Annotated in this window: 16 protein-coding genes and 1 pseudogene; 9 read left to right on the top strand and 8 right to left on the bottom strand. The window is 42.4% G+C overall.

The window, feature by feature from the left end:
- Nucleotides 1–23 precede the first annotated feature (23 nt).
- Nucleotides 24–191 (bottom strand): annotated as a pseudogene (locus tag AC3WLU_RS06745) (transglycosylase domain-containing protein); the annotation flags it as partial.
- A 56-nt stretch (nt 192–247) separates the two neighbouring features.
- On the bottom strand, nt 248–643 hold the full coding sequence (locus AC3WLU_RS06740; protein ID WP_492597024.1) for a transglycosylase domain-containing protein: 396 nt from the start codon (nt 641–643) through the stop codon (nt 248–250).
- Nucleotides 644–1,031: 388 nt separating this feature from the next.
- Here AC3WLU_RS06740 and kapD point away from each other — a divergent pair, with 388 nt between their 5' ends.
- Entirely contained in the window at nt 1,032–1,655 is a 624-nt protein-coding gene (gene kapD / locus AC3WLU_RS06735; RefSeq protein WP_034310264.1) for a 3'-5' exonuclease KapD, read from the top strand.
- Nucleotides 1,656–1,692: 37 nt separating this feature from the next.
- Here kapD and kapB read toward each other — a convergent pair whose 3' ends face one another.
- A complete protein-coding gene (kapB, locus tag AC3WLU_RS06730; RefSeq protein ID WP_057278031.1) occupies nt 1,693–2,079 on the bottom strand; it encodes a kinase-associated lipoprotein KapB in 387 nt (128 codons plus the stop codon).
- Nucleotides 2,080–2,257: 178 nt separating this feature from the next.
- Between kapB and AC3WLU_RS06725 the strand changes: the two genes are divergently transcribed.
- From AC3WLU_RS06725 to AC3WLU_RS06710, 4 genes are all read left to right on the top strand, one after another.
- Entirely contained in the window at nt 2,258–2,848 is a 591-nt protein-coding gene (locus AC3WLU_RS06725; protein ID WP_034310270.1) for a peptidylprolyl isomerase, read from the top strand.
- A gap of 353 nt (nt 2,849–3,201) precedes the next feature.
- Nucleotides 3,202–3,426, top strand: a complete 225-nt coding sequence (locus AC3WLU_RS06720; protein WP_034310272.1) for a hypothetical protein — start codon at nt 3,202–3,204, stop codon at nt 3,424–3,426.
- 168 nt (nt 3,427–3,594) lie between these two features.
- Nucleotides 3,595–4,071, top strand: a complete 477-nt coding sequence (locus tag AC3WLU_RS06715; protein WP_034310275.1) for a GNAT family N-acetyltransferase — start codon at nt 3,595–3,597, stop codon at nt 4,069–4,071.
- Nucleotides 4,072–4,111: 40 nt separating this feature from the next.
- Nucleotides 4,112–4,726, top strand: coding sequence for a PH domain-containing protein (locus tag AC3WLU_RS06710; protein ID WP_492597023.1), 615 nt, complete (start codon nt 4,112–4,114; stop codon nt 4,724–4,726).
- A gap of 40 nt (nt 4,727–4,766) precedes the next feature.
- On the opposite strand, the gene AC3WLU_RS06705 is transcribed toward AC3WLU_RS06710, so the two are convergent.
- The gene (locus tag AC3WLU_RS06705; protein WP_098864791.1) at nt 4,767–5,624 is read right to left on the bottom strand and encodes a manganese catalase family protein; all 858 of its coding nucleotides are present in this window, start codon (nt 5,622–5,624) and stop codon (nt 4,767–4,769) included.
- 143 nt (nt 5,625–5,767) lie between these two features.
- On the opposite strand from AC3WLU_RS06705, the gene AC3WLU_RS06700 reads away from it, so the two are divergent.
- Complete coding sequence (locus AC3WLU_RS06700; RefSeq protein ID WP_095679249.1) at nt 5,768–6,523, top strand: TraR/DksA C4-type zinc finger protein; 756 nt, start codon at nt 5,768–5,770, stop codon at nt 6,521–6,523.
- 36 nt (nt 6,524–6,559) lie between these two features.
- Here the strand turns inward: AC3WLU_RS06700 and AC3WLU_RS06695 are convergent, their stop codons facing one another.
- Nucleotides 6,560–7,744, bottom strand: coding sequence for a MalY/PatB family protein (locus AC3WLU_RS06695; protein ID WP_369315067.1), 1,185 nt, complete (start codon nt 7,742–7,744; stop codon nt 6,560–6,562).
- Nucleotides 7,745–7,838: 94 nt separating this feature from the next.
- Between AC3WLU_RS06695 and AC3WLU_RS06690 the strand changes: the two genes are divergently transcribed.
- Nucleotides 7,839–8,099, top strand: coding sequence for a DUF1871 family protein (locus tag AC3WLU_RS06690; RefSeq protein WP_048882924.1), 261 nt, complete (start codon nt 7,839–7,841; stop codon nt 8,097–8,099).
- Nucleotides 8,100–8,418: 319 nt separating this feature from the next.
- Here AC3WLU_RS06690 and AC3WLU_RS06685 read toward each other — a convergent pair whose 3' ends face one another.
- Nucleotides 8,419–9,261 carry an alpha/beta fold hydrolase gene (locus AC3WLU_RS06685; protein ID WP_492597022.1) on the bottom strand — a complete coding sequence of 281 codons (843 nt, stop codon included), beginning with the start codon at nt 9,259–9,261 and terminating at the stop codon, nt 8,419–8,421.
- A 304-nt stretch (nt 9,262–9,565) separates the two neighbouring features.
- On the opposite strand from AC3WLU_RS06685, the gene AC3WLU_RS06680 reads away from it, so the two are divergent.
- Both AC3WLU_RS06680 and AC3WLU_RS06675 read left to right on the top strand, forming a co-directional pair.
- Complete coding sequence (locus AC3WLU_RS06680; RefSeq protein WP_034310292.1) at nt 9,566–10,066, top strand: Lrp/AsnC family transcriptional regulator; 501 nt, start codon at nt 9,566–9,568, stop codon at nt 10,064–10,066.
- Entirely contained in the window at nt 10,063–11,232 is a 1,170-nt protein-coding gene (locus AC3WLU_RS06675) for an aminotransferase (protein WP_413024686.1), read from the top strand. The genes AC3WLU_RS06680 and AC3WLU_RS06675 overlap by 4 nt, the downstream gene beginning before the upstream one ends.
- A 158-nt stretch (nt 11,233–11,390) precedes the next feature.
- On the opposite strand, the gene AC3WLU_RS06670 is transcribed toward AC3WLU_RS06675, so the two are convergent.
- Entirely contained in the window at nt 11,391–11,744 is a 354-nt protein-coding gene (locus tag AC3WLU_RS06670) for a helix-turn-helix domain-containing protein (protein WP_057278025.1), read from the bottom strand.
- Between the two features lie 140 nt (nt 11,745–11,884).
- On the bottom strand, nt 11,885–13,228 hold the full coding sequence (locus tag AC3WLU_RS06665) for a sodium-dependent transporter (protein WP_413024684.1): 1,344 nt from the start codon (nt 13,226–13,228) through the stop codon (nt 11,885–11,887).
- Nucleotides 13,229–13,239 lie beyond the last annotated feature (11 nt).

The following is a 13,239-nucleotide window of genomic DNA, read 5'->3' as shown; positions in this document are numbered from 1 at the left end:
ACAAGTCTAATTTAATCGTACTTTTAATTAAGACTTTCATACTCGGCCTGTTCTAATGCACCATTGGCAACCATTTGTTCCAGCATTCTCTCCTGACGCTTTTTCGTCGCATCGAAATGTTCAAGGGGATTATAGTATTCCGGATTATTAGGGATTGCGGCAAGGAAGACAAGTTCCGCCTTAGTTAACTCTCCAGTCGGTTTACTTTAAATAATATTGGGAAGCAGCTTCGATTCCATAAGCTCCATTACTGAAATAGATGGCAATATAGCTCCATGATTTCCGGTTTTGATTTTTTTCGCTCTATCTGATAGGCATAAATGAGTTCACTGAGTTTTCGGTTATATGTCCTATCATGTGATAGATAAACATTCCTGGCCAGTTGCTGGGTAATGGTACTGCCGCCTTGTTCGATTGTTTTATTTTGTGAATTGATAAGAAGCGCCCTGCTTATGCCGGATAGGTCGACTCCTGCATGATCATGAAATTTCTGGTCCTCTGTAACGATGAACAGATTTTCCAGGAAAAGGGGGATGTCTTCAAGTTTTAAGTAAGTCCGTTTCTCACCAGTGGAAATTTCACTGATGACCTTTCCATTTGCGGCCTTCATGTAACTATTCTGAGCCAGTTTCTTTCGATTCAACAGGAATTCGCTCGTCGAGTACATGATAGGGAGATTGCGCTAAGGATCACTCCTGAGGGGAAAGGAAAATGAAAAGGATCAATACCGGAACTAAGAGGGAAATCGTGATATAGCCAGATACGTGCGCATAGTTCAACTTCCTAACTAATATATTTTTAGTATGTCCTTGGAATGAAGGAATGAAAAAATGGTACTTTTGGTTCATTCATCCATCGTGATCCAAAAAAGGTAGACAATAAAGGGTTTTGGGTAAATTAGGTAATGACGGCGAGCGCGGTATCCGAATGGCAAAGAAATAACTTTCTAAATCTTCTGTTATAATAATCTCGTGAGAAAAAACCATGTTTGTTTATATGTTGATGTCAGGAATATGAAGGGGGTCATAAAAATGGAGGAACAACAGCAATATGTATTCATAGATTTTGAATTTACGATGCCGGAAGGAAAGGCCAATCCAACGGGGTTTTATCCGGAAATCATTGAGGTTGGTTTAGTCACCGTCATTAATGAGACCATTGAGGAACAATTCTCATCTTTTGTTAACCCATTGAAATTTCCAGTTTTAACGGGAAGATGCAAGAAGTTCTTGAACATTACCCAGGATCAGGTGGACCGGGGGATTTCATTTGAAGAGCTGGTTGCGTTATTGAAGAAAATAGATGAACAGCACCCGACGACGATTGTTACTTGGGGAAATATGGACATGAAGGTGCTTCGCCAGAATTGTCAGAAGGCAGGATTGGATTTCCCTTTTTCAGGGAAGGAAAATGATCTATGCCTGGAGTATAAACGCTTTTTCGGGGATCAAAATCAAACCGGACTTTGGAAAGCTGTACAGGCCTATGGCAAAGAAGGGACAGGCAAGCATCATAGGGCGCTGGATGATGCGATTACGACATATAATATCTTTAAGTTAGTGGAGAAAGATAAAAGTTATATGAAAAATCATGAACCGACGACAATTGGCGACCGCATTGATTTATCAAAGGTATTGAATCATTTAGCGTTATAAAAGCCAAATCATATACTACTGATTTGGCTTTTAAGCTTTATTTGAAATAATCCGCCGCTAGATCTTCAAGCAACTGTAAGCTTTTATCATTCCACTCTGTTTGGGCTTCGCTTAAAGTGCCTTTCATTTTATCAACAGCTTCTCTTAAGGATTCCTTATACTCCGGAATCTCCTCATCGAAAGTCCTTACCATATTCTTTGGTACATTGGTTTGTTCCCGGAATGCAAGAGCACGCCGCTGATGGAACATGGACACTTCCGTTTGCTTCGGGTTATGAAGATCTCCCTGCATGGGATGCTTCAAAACAGCCAACACTCTAACAAGATATGCAGCAGGTCTGATATCGGTGACTTCCCCAATGTATTTTCCAGTTTTATATATGGCGGTAACCTTATCGCCGATTTTAAAATCCTGTTCTGACATTTCCCTACCACCTTTCTTTTAACTTCCTTCATAATACATAAGAACAACGATTTTTCACAGCGAATTTGTTCAATTTCGTAAAGATGCTTTTTTTTTGAAAATCGTGTAAAGTGTACAAATGAAGATGAAAAATGGTGTTTCATGCCATTTTATTTTAAAAAGAAAGAGGTTATGTACAATGACAAACTTTCCGCAATTAACAAGTGAAGTTTTGGAAAATGAAAAAGCGGTCATCATGCAAACGACGATGGGCGATATTAAAATTAAACTATTCCCTGAACTGGCTCCAAAGACAGTGGAGAATTTCTTGACACATGCTGAAAACGGTTATTACGAAGGAATCATCTTCCACCGTGTCATCAAGGATTTCATGCTTCAAGGCGGAGATCCGACAGGGACTGGAATGGGTGGAGAAAGTATTTGGGGAGCTCCATTTGAGGACGAGTTTTCCATGCAATTATTCAATTTGCGCGGAGCTCTTTCCATGGCTAATGCAGGCCCGGGAACAAACGGCAGCCAATTCTTCGTCGTACAAGCCCAGCATGTGGACAGCAGGATGGGTGAGCAAATGAAGCAAGCCGGTTATCCGGAAGAAATCATCAGTGCTTATATGGAACAAGGAGGCACACCTTGGCTGGATCATAAACACTCTGTTTTTGGACAAGTGGTCGAAGGCATGGACGTTGTTGATACGATTGCTAACGTAGAGACAGTTGCGGGAGACAAGCCAGCAGTTGACGTTGTCATTAAAGGGATCACCATTCTATAAATAAAGGCTGTTTTCACATACTTTGTTGCTATTTTTTTAAAACGATACTATTTAAGGTTGATTGGAGCGGAAGTGCGAGACTCCTGCGGGAGCAGCGGGATAGGTGAGACCCCACAGGCGTTTACGCCGAGGAGGCTCACCACCCGCCCCGCGGAAAGCGAGCATCTGGAGGGGAAATCAACCACAACTCACAACAACAATCTTTACGAAAAGAGCCTAAATAAAAGATAAGCGAGGGGCTCAGTGCCTCTCGTTTTTTATGTTTTAGTGGATTAGGCCCACTAGTGGATTGTTCTGGTAATTGATATAATGAGAGAATGCAGTTTAATTCCCTATCAGGAAGGATGTAACGGATGGACTTTCTCAATCATGCTTTACTAGGTTTGTTTCTTTACTTTCCGGAAGACAAGACTGAATATATCTCAGCTGGTATAACTTGCTTCATTTTTTTAGTGGCGGCCGTTTTTACGATGAGGGCAATTATAAGATATTCAAAGAAGGAAGAATTGAAAACGAAGCAATTCGAAGATGAGGTCACCAGAAGGAACCAGCGTATAAAGGATGATACCATTTCCTGATCCCGGAAGATGCCTGCATCTCGAGCCCCTTTTTTTTGATATTGATTATCTCAATATGAATGGTATTATGTTTTGTTAGAAGGTCGTAAAGAATTAAATGTTCCTTTCTCAGCATAAGCATTTTATACTATAAGCATAGAGATAGAAATTTTGGGGGCGTAATTGGTTATGCAAATCGTAGCTAAAAGAATGATTGCGGCAGATACGGTCAAGGATTTTTTCATTCAGCACTGGGAGACGACTCAAGTTGTTTTTTCAAGAGGCTTGTTTCATTATGCGGAACTTGAGGGTGTTGGGGTGATGGACGAGAATGGAAAAATCACGGGGTTGGGAACATACAAATTATCCGACCATGTATGTCAGATCATCTCTTTGAACAGTGAGCATGAAAATCAAGGTGTGGGCTCATCATTGCTTTATGTGATGGAAAATATCGCTAAGGAAAAAAATTGCCATACTATTAAAGCGATTACAACGAACGATAATCTACAGGCGTTGAAGTTTTTTCAAAAGCGTGGTTATGTCATTTCGGAAATCGTTAAAAATGCCGTGGAAGAATCACGGAAAATCAAGCCGGAAATACCATTCTACAGTTTTGATGGAATTCCGATCCGAGACGAGATCATACTGGAGAAATGCTTATAATAAGGTGAAATTCACCTGGATATTGATAGGGGGAATGGTTATGTTTAAGAAAATGGCGGCTGATGCCCTTGGTCTTAGTGATATTGGAAGTGTGATTAGTCCTGCAGATTATGACAAGGTGGATGCAGATGATTATATCATGCATGAAGATGGGGAAAAAATTTATTTCCTGATTAAATCGAAAACCGATGAGTACTGTTTCACGAATCAAGCGTTCATACATTTGGACGGCACAAGTGCGATCAGCAAAAAGCGAACACTTACGAGATATAGCTACAGCCAGTATACGATTTCCAACGCCACGCTTGAAACCGCAGGGACAGTGGATTTGGATGCAGAAATTAAATTTTCGATCGGTGCAAAGACTTTCTCCATTGATATCCATAAGAAATTCATTGAAGAATTAAAGGACTTGTTCAAATCACTCGTGAAAATATCGGAAATTAGCCATGAGAATGAGTTTGCCCTTCAATATGCCCAGCAAAGCGTAAACCTTGCTTCTTCCACTTTGAACCAGGTTCGAACTGATGGAAGCCAAATGGCAGCAAGTTTCAAGGAAATTAATTCGGCCGCTTTCGAATGGTTGATGGACAGCCGGAAAAAGTACCATGTGAAAGATTTTGGCTTTGTTTTTGAAAAATATATCAATAATTAAAAAAGAAGGCGAACACAGAACGATGTGTCCGCCTTCTTTTTTAATTATTCAAATCACTCAATCCCGGGCTATGCTCATTTGGCATATCCGGCATTTCAGGGACCGGGAATCCTTTTGGCGGCTCGGTAACAGCTAGGTTTCCGCCATTTCGGCTCGGTGTCTCCCCTTGGAAAATCTGGCTGATCCGTGTTTGGTCCATCCTGAAATTGAATTGGGCATTATGGTAGCCTAAATCCACATATTTGCGGCATTCAGGATATTTGTTCAAATCATAATTAGGCACAGGGAAGATTTTTCCCCAGTCGACGCCAAGCGTTTCCAATGCCTTGGCAAATGCATTTTGGTGGGCATTGTCGCGAACCATTAAAAATGCCAGTGTTTCGCGCATTGTTTTATTGGAACTCATTTCATAAATCCTCGACTTTTGCAGGACTCCCGTAGATTCAAGCATGACATTATTCAAAAGGTTGGCCACAAGATTACCGTGATCATAAACCCATGATCCGTTCCATGGATTGCCGCCAGCATCGACGGGCAGGGATGCTTTCGCACCGATGATGAAATGGTGAGGGTTTGCGCCGCCTTTAATGACTTCATCCAATGGAGCGCCATCGGTACCGGAATCTCCAGGCATATCCCCGCCAGCATCATTCAGCAGCTGATTGATGGTAGATTGGACAAGTTCTACATGGCTCAGTTCCTCCAAGAAAACTCCGCGAATTAAATCACGATATTGTTTAGCCTTGCCGCGGAAGTTGGCGCTTTGGAAAGAATATTGCATCATCGTCCGCATTTCACCGAATTGCCCTCCAAGCGTTTCCTGGAGCACTTTTGCTGCATTTGGATCAGGCTTATCGGGAACGATCATATTGATTAAGTCTTCTTTATAGAAGTACAAATGGAAGCCCTCCTTAAAATAAATATTTCTAAGTTAGCTTCTGTTATCTGAATTAAATTATTCCTAAGGTAAAAAGTACCTTTATGGAATGACGGGAAGAGAGAAATACTAGAGGGAAGAACGATTTTGAAAGGATGTTGCACATGCTATCCAATCAGCAGCTAAAAGAATTTCAACAGCAATTGCAGCAAACGAAGCAAGAGTTGGAAGAGCGATTAAATGATTCAGGCAACTACGATTTAAGAAGAAGCATGGAGGATTCGACTGGTGAGTTATCGAGTTACGATAATCATCCCGGAGATGAAGGAACCGAGTTATATGAACGGGAAAAAGATTTAGCCCTTTCCGAGCATGATCGGGATGAAATAAGGGATATTGAACGAGCGCTTTCTGCCATCGAGGCAGGTGGGTATGGAAAATGCGAGGTTTGTTCAAAGGAAATACCTCTTGAACGTTTGAAAGCGATCCCTACTACGACTTATTGCGTCGAGCATACGCCCTCACAGGAAACTTCGGACAATCGGCCGGTGGAAGAGGAAGTGCTCGGACCCCCATTTGGGAGGTTTGATTATGATGACCGGCATGAATCGGTTGCGTACGATGCGGAAGATTCTTGGCAGGATGTTGCCAGTTATGGAACATCTGAATCGCCTTCCGATTTCGTAAATCCGCCAAACGATTACGAAGATATGTATGTCGAGTCCGAAGAAAATGTCGGCTATGTCGAAAATTATGAAAATTTCGTTGGTGTGGATATATACGGTAAAGAGGTAACGGTTTATCCGAACTCCCAATATGAAGAATTGAAGGAAGAACTTTTTGAAGAAAATATTCAAACCCCGTTTGGGGATTTGCCCCGATATGAGCATGATCCATATGTGGATGAAGAAAAAGATTGAAAAAGAAGAACCAGGATGCTAAGCCTGGTTCTTTTTTTAAGTAAAAGCCAATTTCAACCGGTTTAGCCCATCCATCATGACGCTGCGTGAACAACCGAGATTCATGCGGACGAAACCTTCTCCGCCAGGTCCGTATTTAGAACCAGGCTCCAATGCGAGCTTCCCTTGATGGATCAGTCGATCCTTTATTTCCTTGTCGGTCAATCCAAGGTCACGGCAGTCAATCCATAAAAGGTAAGAGGCTTCCGGATGCATGACATGCAGTGAAGGAATTTCGGCTGCAATGAATTCCTCTGCCACTTTTATATTCTCCTCAATGTAGCCAATCATGTCTTCAAGCCATTCCAAGCCCTCCCGATACGCGGCTTCCATTGCTGTTAAGGCAAAGATGTTAAGGCCATGGAAGGCTAGTTTCGTTTGCGCCATTTGCAGTTTCTTCTGCAATCTTTCATTACTGGTGATCAGGAATGAAGCCTGAAGGCCGGCAATATTGAATGTTTTGCTTGGCGCCATCAATGTAACGGTCCTATCCGCTAATTTTCGTGAAAGGGAGCCGATCGGATAATGCTTGGATGTTGTATGGAATAAGTCAGCATGTATCTCATCACTGACGATGACTACATCATATTTTTCACATAGCTCCCCGATCCGTAGGAGTTCATCCTTTGTCCAAACGCGTCCGCCAGGGTTATGGGGACTGCAAAAAAGGAATAGTTTCACTCCGCTCTTCAGCTTGTCCTCAAAATCGTTGAAATCAATCTCGAAGCGGTCCTTTTCTATGATAAGGGGACTGTTGACCACTTCCCGGTCATTATTTTTGATCATATCAAAAAATGGGGTATAGACGGGAGATTGTAACAGTATTTTATCGCCCGGGTTCGTGAATGCCTGGATTGTTGTACCGATTGCGGAAACGACGCCGGAGCTGAATGAAATCCACTTCTTATCGATTTGCCAGGAGTGCCGGTCTTTAAGCCAGCTTTGAATTTCAGTGAAAACCGTTTCAGAAGGGACGGTATAGCCGAAAATCGGATGATTCAAGCGTTCCATCAATGCCTTTTGAATGCCCTCAGGAGATGGGAAGTCCATATCGGCAACCCACATTGGCAGAACATCCTCGCGCCCATATAAGGATGTGAGGGAGTTTTTATCCCATTTTGCAGACCCTGAATTTTCCCTGTTGATTTGTTCTTCAAATATTGATTTATTCAAAATATCCACCACCGAATAAAAATTTGTCGTCTTCGCGAAAAGCCTGTTGTTATGATACTATGATATCATGTTCTTTGAAAATATTGAGCAGGTGATAAATTAGATGGATACACAGCAAATGAATTTAGCGTTGGTTGCCGTTTTACAAGAATGGGACCCTTTCAAGATAGGTTGGGATCTATATGAGCCGGAAATTGCAGATACGGTCGTAGCAATCCGGGATATAGATGACCCGAAGGAACTGGCGGAAAAAATAAAATCCATTTACGAGTTCGCATTCGATGAATCCATTCAGATGGAAAAGTGCCTGGACGTTGCACGAAAGCTGCTCATCATAAAAAATGATGCCAGCTGTTCGATATAAAGGTGAAAAAGGTGTACCCGGAAATCAGGGGCACCTTTTTTACGTTGTTTTTTTGCTCTATACCCATAGTTTGTTCAGTTAACTGATGGTTTGTGCAGTATACTCGTGAATTTCAGTGATTTACCCGTGAGATTCGGCGATTTATTGGTGAATTGTGCTTTTACTCGTGAGTTTGTGCAGTAAACTCGTGAGTTTTGGCGATTTACTCGTGAATTACAGCCATTTACTTGTGAGTTTCGCCCATTTACTCGTGAATTTCGCCCATTTACTCGTGAGTTTCGCGCATTTACTCGTGAATTACAGCGATTTACTCGTGAATTTATATTGGGGTGGCTACTCCAATAAACCCCTTAATTAGTTGATACACTTCTTCAGGTTTCTCCTCTGGAAGAAGGTGACCGGAATCCTCAATGACAACAAGCTCGGAATTAGGCAGGTCTTCATGGAGCCTTTCGCCGATACTCAATGGCACCACTCGATCATGTCTTCCCCAAATAAGCAGGCATGGTGTATGTATATCACTAAGGTCCTCCTTCAGCAAATCGATTTCCTTATCTCGAAGCATCCTTCCCAATGCCCGGAAAATATCATGCTTCTTTATGAATGGCCCTAGATATCCCTGCCGCATTTCATCGTCAATCATCGCCGGGTCATGGACGACATTTTTCAAGTTCTTTTCGATACCTGATTTTTGCAGATACCGTTTTATCCCGTATGAAAAGAAAGGCAGGTAACTGACCATCTTCATTTTTTCCGAATAGCCGGGCTGATAGCCTGAGCCGGCAAGTAGAATGGCATGGTCGACAAGGTCAGGATATGACTTGATGAGCTGCAGGGAAATCTGCCCGCCCATGGAATGGCCGATGATACTGAATTTCTTGATTCCTTTTCCCTCCAGGAACATAACGACGGATTTAGCGATGTTTCGGAATGAATATGTATATCGATAATCTTTTCCGCTTTGCCCGAATGGCGGGAGGTCTATGGAGATCACATTGTATTCCTTGATTAAATGGGGGACTAATTTACGGAAACTGAAGCTCGATGACAAAAATCCGTGAAGCAGGACAAGGGTGGGGAGAGAATCATCGATTTTGTCATATTCAAAATAGATTTCGATATTCCCTACCCGTTCGAGACCTTTGATTGTATGACTTTCCATATAAGCTCCTCCTCCGTTATTGTTCCATGATAAAAACCTATGTTACCCTGAATATTCCAAAAAAGGTCCTATAATACTGTTGCATAACAGTAATTGTAATAATAACGATGAAAAAAGACAATTACTATAACAGGTCACCAGCCAATTTTGATATAATAGTGTAAGTTTATCCTGACAGCATAGGACTTATTAAATTATATTGTCATATAGGTTTTTTAAAAAGTCTAATAAGGTAATTCGTGAGACTATCTGCCAGCCAAACCATCACAGCTAAATTAGTGAATTCCAAAAGGGGGGTTTTCCAATGCACTTGAATGAAGAGGAATTGGAAGTCTTGAGAATCATTGAAAATAACAGCCGGATTGATCTGAAGGATTTGGCTAAAATGACCGATCAATCAGATTCGGACATTGAAATAACATTGAAGAAATTGGAAGATATGCGGGTCATTGTACGTTACTTAACAGTCATTAACTGGGCTAAAGTGGATGAATACCATGGTGTCACAGCGATGATCGATGTAAAGGTCACTCCAAAACGCGGCGTCGGTTTTGATGATGTTGCAAAAAGGATTTACAAGTTCAAAGAAGTCGAGTCCGTTTATTTAATGTCTGGGGCATATGATCTTTCAGTCATTGTCGAAGGACGTTCGATGAACGAAGTGGCAAGCTTCGTTTCGGAAAAACTTTCGACACTGGATTCAGTCATTTCTACGACGACTCACTTCATAATGAAAAAATACAAGCATGATGGCACCATTTTTGATCAAACTGAAGAAGATAAGCGGATAGTGGTGTCACCATGATTAAAACGAGTTATGTTTCAAAAACGATTGCAGAGCTTAAGCCATCAGGCATCCGCCGCTTTTTCGACTTGGCAGCCAATTTGGAAGGGGTCGTCTCGCTTGGTGTAGGTGAACCGGATTTCGTTACATCTTGGGCGGTAAGGGAAGCGGCGATCAACTCCCTGGAGGAAGGATATACCTCATATACGGCCAATGCCGGATTATTTGAATTAAGGTCGGAAATCAGCCGGTATATGGAGAAGCAGTTCCATGTTTCGTATAGACCGGATGATCAAATCATTGTCACGGTCGGAGCAAGCCAGGCCCTCGATATTACCCTGAGGACCATCTTGAATCCAGGTGAAGAAGTAATTGTCGTCGAACCTTGTTTCGTCGCCTATGCACCGCTTGTGACCATGGCAGGGGGAATACCGGTCACGGTCCAAACATCCAAGGAAGAAGACTTTAAGTTGACTCCCCAACAACTCGAAGCGGCGATCACGCCTAAAACGAAGGCCGTTTTAATCTGTTCACCGAATAACCCGACGGGAACCCAGCTTGGGCAGGAAGAATTAGTGATGCTTGCTGACATCGTTAAAAAGCATGACTTGCTGGTGATTTCCGATGAAATCTATGCCGAACTTGCTTATGATGAGGAATTCACTTCTTTTGCTGCCGTTGACGGCATGCTTGAGCGGACGATTGTCATCAATGGGTTTTCGAAAGGGTTTGCGATGACAGGGTGGCGTCTTGGGTTCGTTTGTGCACCTAAGGAAATTTCCGAAGCGATGCTTAAGCTTCACCAATATGCGATGATGTGCGCGCCGACCGTTGCGCAGCATGCTGCATTGGAAGCTTTAAAGAACGGTATGCAGGATGTGGAAGAAATGCGTCGGAGTTATCGGAGAAGACGAAATTATATCGTGAAATCATTTAACGATATGGGGCTGGATTGCCATAATCCCGGCGGGGCTTTTTATGCTTTTCCATCAATCGAGAGAACGGGGATGACTTCGATGGAATTTGCTGAAAAACTTCTGACGGAAGAACTTGTGGCCGTTGTACCGGGAGATGTGTTCGGGGAAAGCGGTGAAGGTCATATCCGCTGTTCTTATGCATCCTCCATGGAACAGCTTCAGGAGGCGCTCAGGAGAATGGAACGTTTCATGAAGAATCATTGCCAATAAAAGCAAAAAAATAGGGATCCGGCCATTAGCAGCCGGATCCCTTTCCATAGGGGGAATTAGAAAAAAGAGTTAATCTAATGGATTAACATAGAAAGTGTTAATCATAGTATATCCAGTACCCAGAAAAAAAATACACATACTACGACCCATTTTTTGAATTAAGCTTGTGTTTTATATAAAGTATGCATAACTTTCAGAATTTTTTCTTCGCTAAAGTCCTTGGCTGTCCTTAGAATGAGCTCAGCTTTTTTGGTTCCGATTTCTTCAATCAATTTTTTTAAGTCCTCGTCGATACCAGCAGCGTTACCGGTCTGGGCATCCTTCAGGAATTCTGAAGCCGGAATGTCAAGAACGGTGGAAAGACGTAAAATGGTTTGTGTATCAGGAACCGATTCACCCGATTCATACTTTTCGATTTTCTTTGTGCCGATTCGTAATTTCAAAGCCAGTTCCTGTTGAGTTAGGTTGTGATCTTCTCGGTATTGACGGATATTCTTCGCGATATTTGACATGGTCAGACACTCCTTTTTCAGGAAATATATTTTTATTATGTAATTATTTTACCATATTATTACTTAAGTGAAGGAACGGAATATGTAGGTTTTGTGAAAAAAATGCCGCATCGAGAAATATCGAAACGGCACGTTGAATGTTAAATGAGATTAGTTGACTTAAGGAATACGAGTATGATCATGATCGGCACGATGTAGCGAATCAGGAAGTACCAAAGTTTAAAAAGTGATCGGCCGGAATCAGCGCCAGTTTCGAACTCCTTTTGTACCTCGATCCTTTTCATTTGATAACCGATGAAAAGGGATATGAACAAGGCGCCGACTGGCAGCGCGATATTGCTTGTCAGATAATCAGCGAAATCGAATACGGATAAATTGAAAATCTTCACATCCGAAAGCACCCCAAAGGACAATGCGCTAGGAATCCCAATCAGGAAAACGGTGATACCAGCTATCCAAGAGGCCTTCTTCCGTTTTGCGGAATCCCCCTTGATCATGGCTGCAACGACGATTTCGAGAATGGAGAATGCCGTCGTAAGGGTGGCAAATAATAATAATATGAAGAAAATGAACATGAAGATCCCGCCAAGCGCCATTTCATTGAAGACGGCAGGCAACACGACAAATACCAGTCCAGGCCCGCTTGAAGGACTGAAACCCAGTGCGAAAACAGCCGGGAAGATGACCAAACCTGCCAGCAAGGAAATGAAGATATTCAGTCCAACTACCGAAAAGGCCGATTTTGTAATATCTTCTTTTTTACTTAAATAGGATGCGTAGGTTACCATCACGGAAACACCGACACTTAGTGCAAAGAAGGATTGGCCGAGTGCCAATAGGATCGTTTCCCCTGTTAATGCGGAAAAGTCCGGTTTCAAGAAGAATTTAACACCTTCCATTGCCCCATCCAGGGTCAAGGAGCGGATAAGAAGGATGATGAAAAGAATGAACAATGAAGGCATCATATATTTATTAGCCTTTTCAATTCCCTTGGAAACGCCGCCTTGCACGACCCAAATGGTAAAGACCATGAATAATAACTGAGCGATGACCGTTTCATAAGGATTACTGATTATCGTATTGAAGAAGTTCCCATATTCCTCTTGCGTCAAGTTTGAGAGGGAACCTGTAAAGCTCCTTGCTAAATAGGAGATGATCCAGCCTCCAACAACACTGAAGAAGGAAAGAAGGATGATTGAAGCGACTACACCGCCATATCCAATCAATGCCCAAGGCTTTCCAGGGGCGATATGTTTATATGCGCTAATGGCATCTTTCTGTGCATTGCGGCCAATCGTGAATTCCGCTATTAATATCGGTGCCCCGATAAGCAGGGTGAATATAATGAAGAGCAGGAAAAAGACCCCACCGCCATTTTCCCCAGTCATATACGGGAGCTTCCAGATGGCGCCCAATCCAATAGCGGATCCCGCGGCTGCCAGGATGAACCCAAGTTTTGAAGTCCATTGATCTTGTTTTGACATGATGGAAAAAC

This window comes from Peribacillus sp. FW305-BF15 (assembly GCF_058783805.1).
The sequence above is the reverse complement of the archived record's forward strand: the minus strand, read 5'-3'. Positions and strand labels throughout refer to the sequence as shown.

What these genes read in the sequence shown, in the direction of transcription:
- AC3WLU_RS06675 (WP_413024686.1), top strand. Translation starts at nt 10,063, where the DNA reads ATGATTAAAACGAGTTATGTTTCAAAAACGATTGCAGAGCTTAAGCCA.
- AC3WLU_RS06685 (WP_492597022.1), bottom strand. Translation starts at nt 9,261, where the DNA reads ATGGAAAGTCATACAATCAAAGGTCTCGAACGGGTAGGGAATATCGAA.
- AC3WLU_RS06710 (WP_492597023.1), top strand. Translation starts at nt 4,112, where the DNA reads ATGTTTAAGAAAATGGCGGCTGATGCCCTTGGTCTTAGTGATATTGGA.
- AC3WLU_RS06720 (WP_034310272.1), top strand. Translation starts at nt 3,202, where the DNA reads ATGGACTTTCTCAATCATGCTTTACTAGGTTTGTTTCTTTACTTTCCG.
- AC3WLU_RS06690 (WP_048882924.1), top strand. Translation starts at nt 7,839, where the DNA reads ATGGATACACAGCAAATGAATTTAGCGTTGGTTGCCGTTTTACAAGAA.
- AC3WLU_RS06670 (WP_057278025.1), bottom strand. Translation starts at nt 11,744, where the DNA reads ATGTCAAATATCGCGAAGAATATCCGTCAATACCGAGAAGATCACAAC.
- kapB (WP_057278031.1), bottom strand. Translation starts at nt 2,079, where the DNA reads ATGTCAGAACAGGATTTTAAAATCGGCGATAAGGTTACCGCCATATAT.
- AC3WLU_RS06725 (WP_034310270.1), top strand. Translation starts at nt 2,258, where the DNA reads ATGACAAACTTTCCGCAATTAACAAGTGAAGTTTTGGAAAATGAAAAA.
- AC3WLU_RS06665 (WP_413024684.1), bottom strand. Translation starts at nt 13,228, where the DNA reads ATGTCAAAACAAGATCAATGGACTTCAAAACTTGGGTTCATCCTGGCA.
- AC3WLU_RS06680 (WP_034310292.1), top strand. Translation starts at nt 9,566, where the DNA reads ATGCACTTGAATGAAGAGGAATTGGAAGTCTTGAGAATCATTGAAAAT.
- AC3WLU_RS06715 (WP_034310275.1), top strand. Translation starts at nt 3,595, where the DNA reads ATGCAAATCGTAGCTAAAAGAATGATTGCGGCAGATACGGTCAAGGAT.
- kapD (WP_034310264.1), top strand. Translation starts at nt 1,032, where the DNA reads ATGGAGGAACAACAGCAATATGTATTCATAGATTTTGAATTTACGATG.
- AC3WLU_RS06700 (WP_095679249.1), top strand. Translation starts at nt 5,768, where the DNA reads ATGCTATCCAATCAGCAGCTAAAAGAATTTCAACAGCAATTGCAGCAA.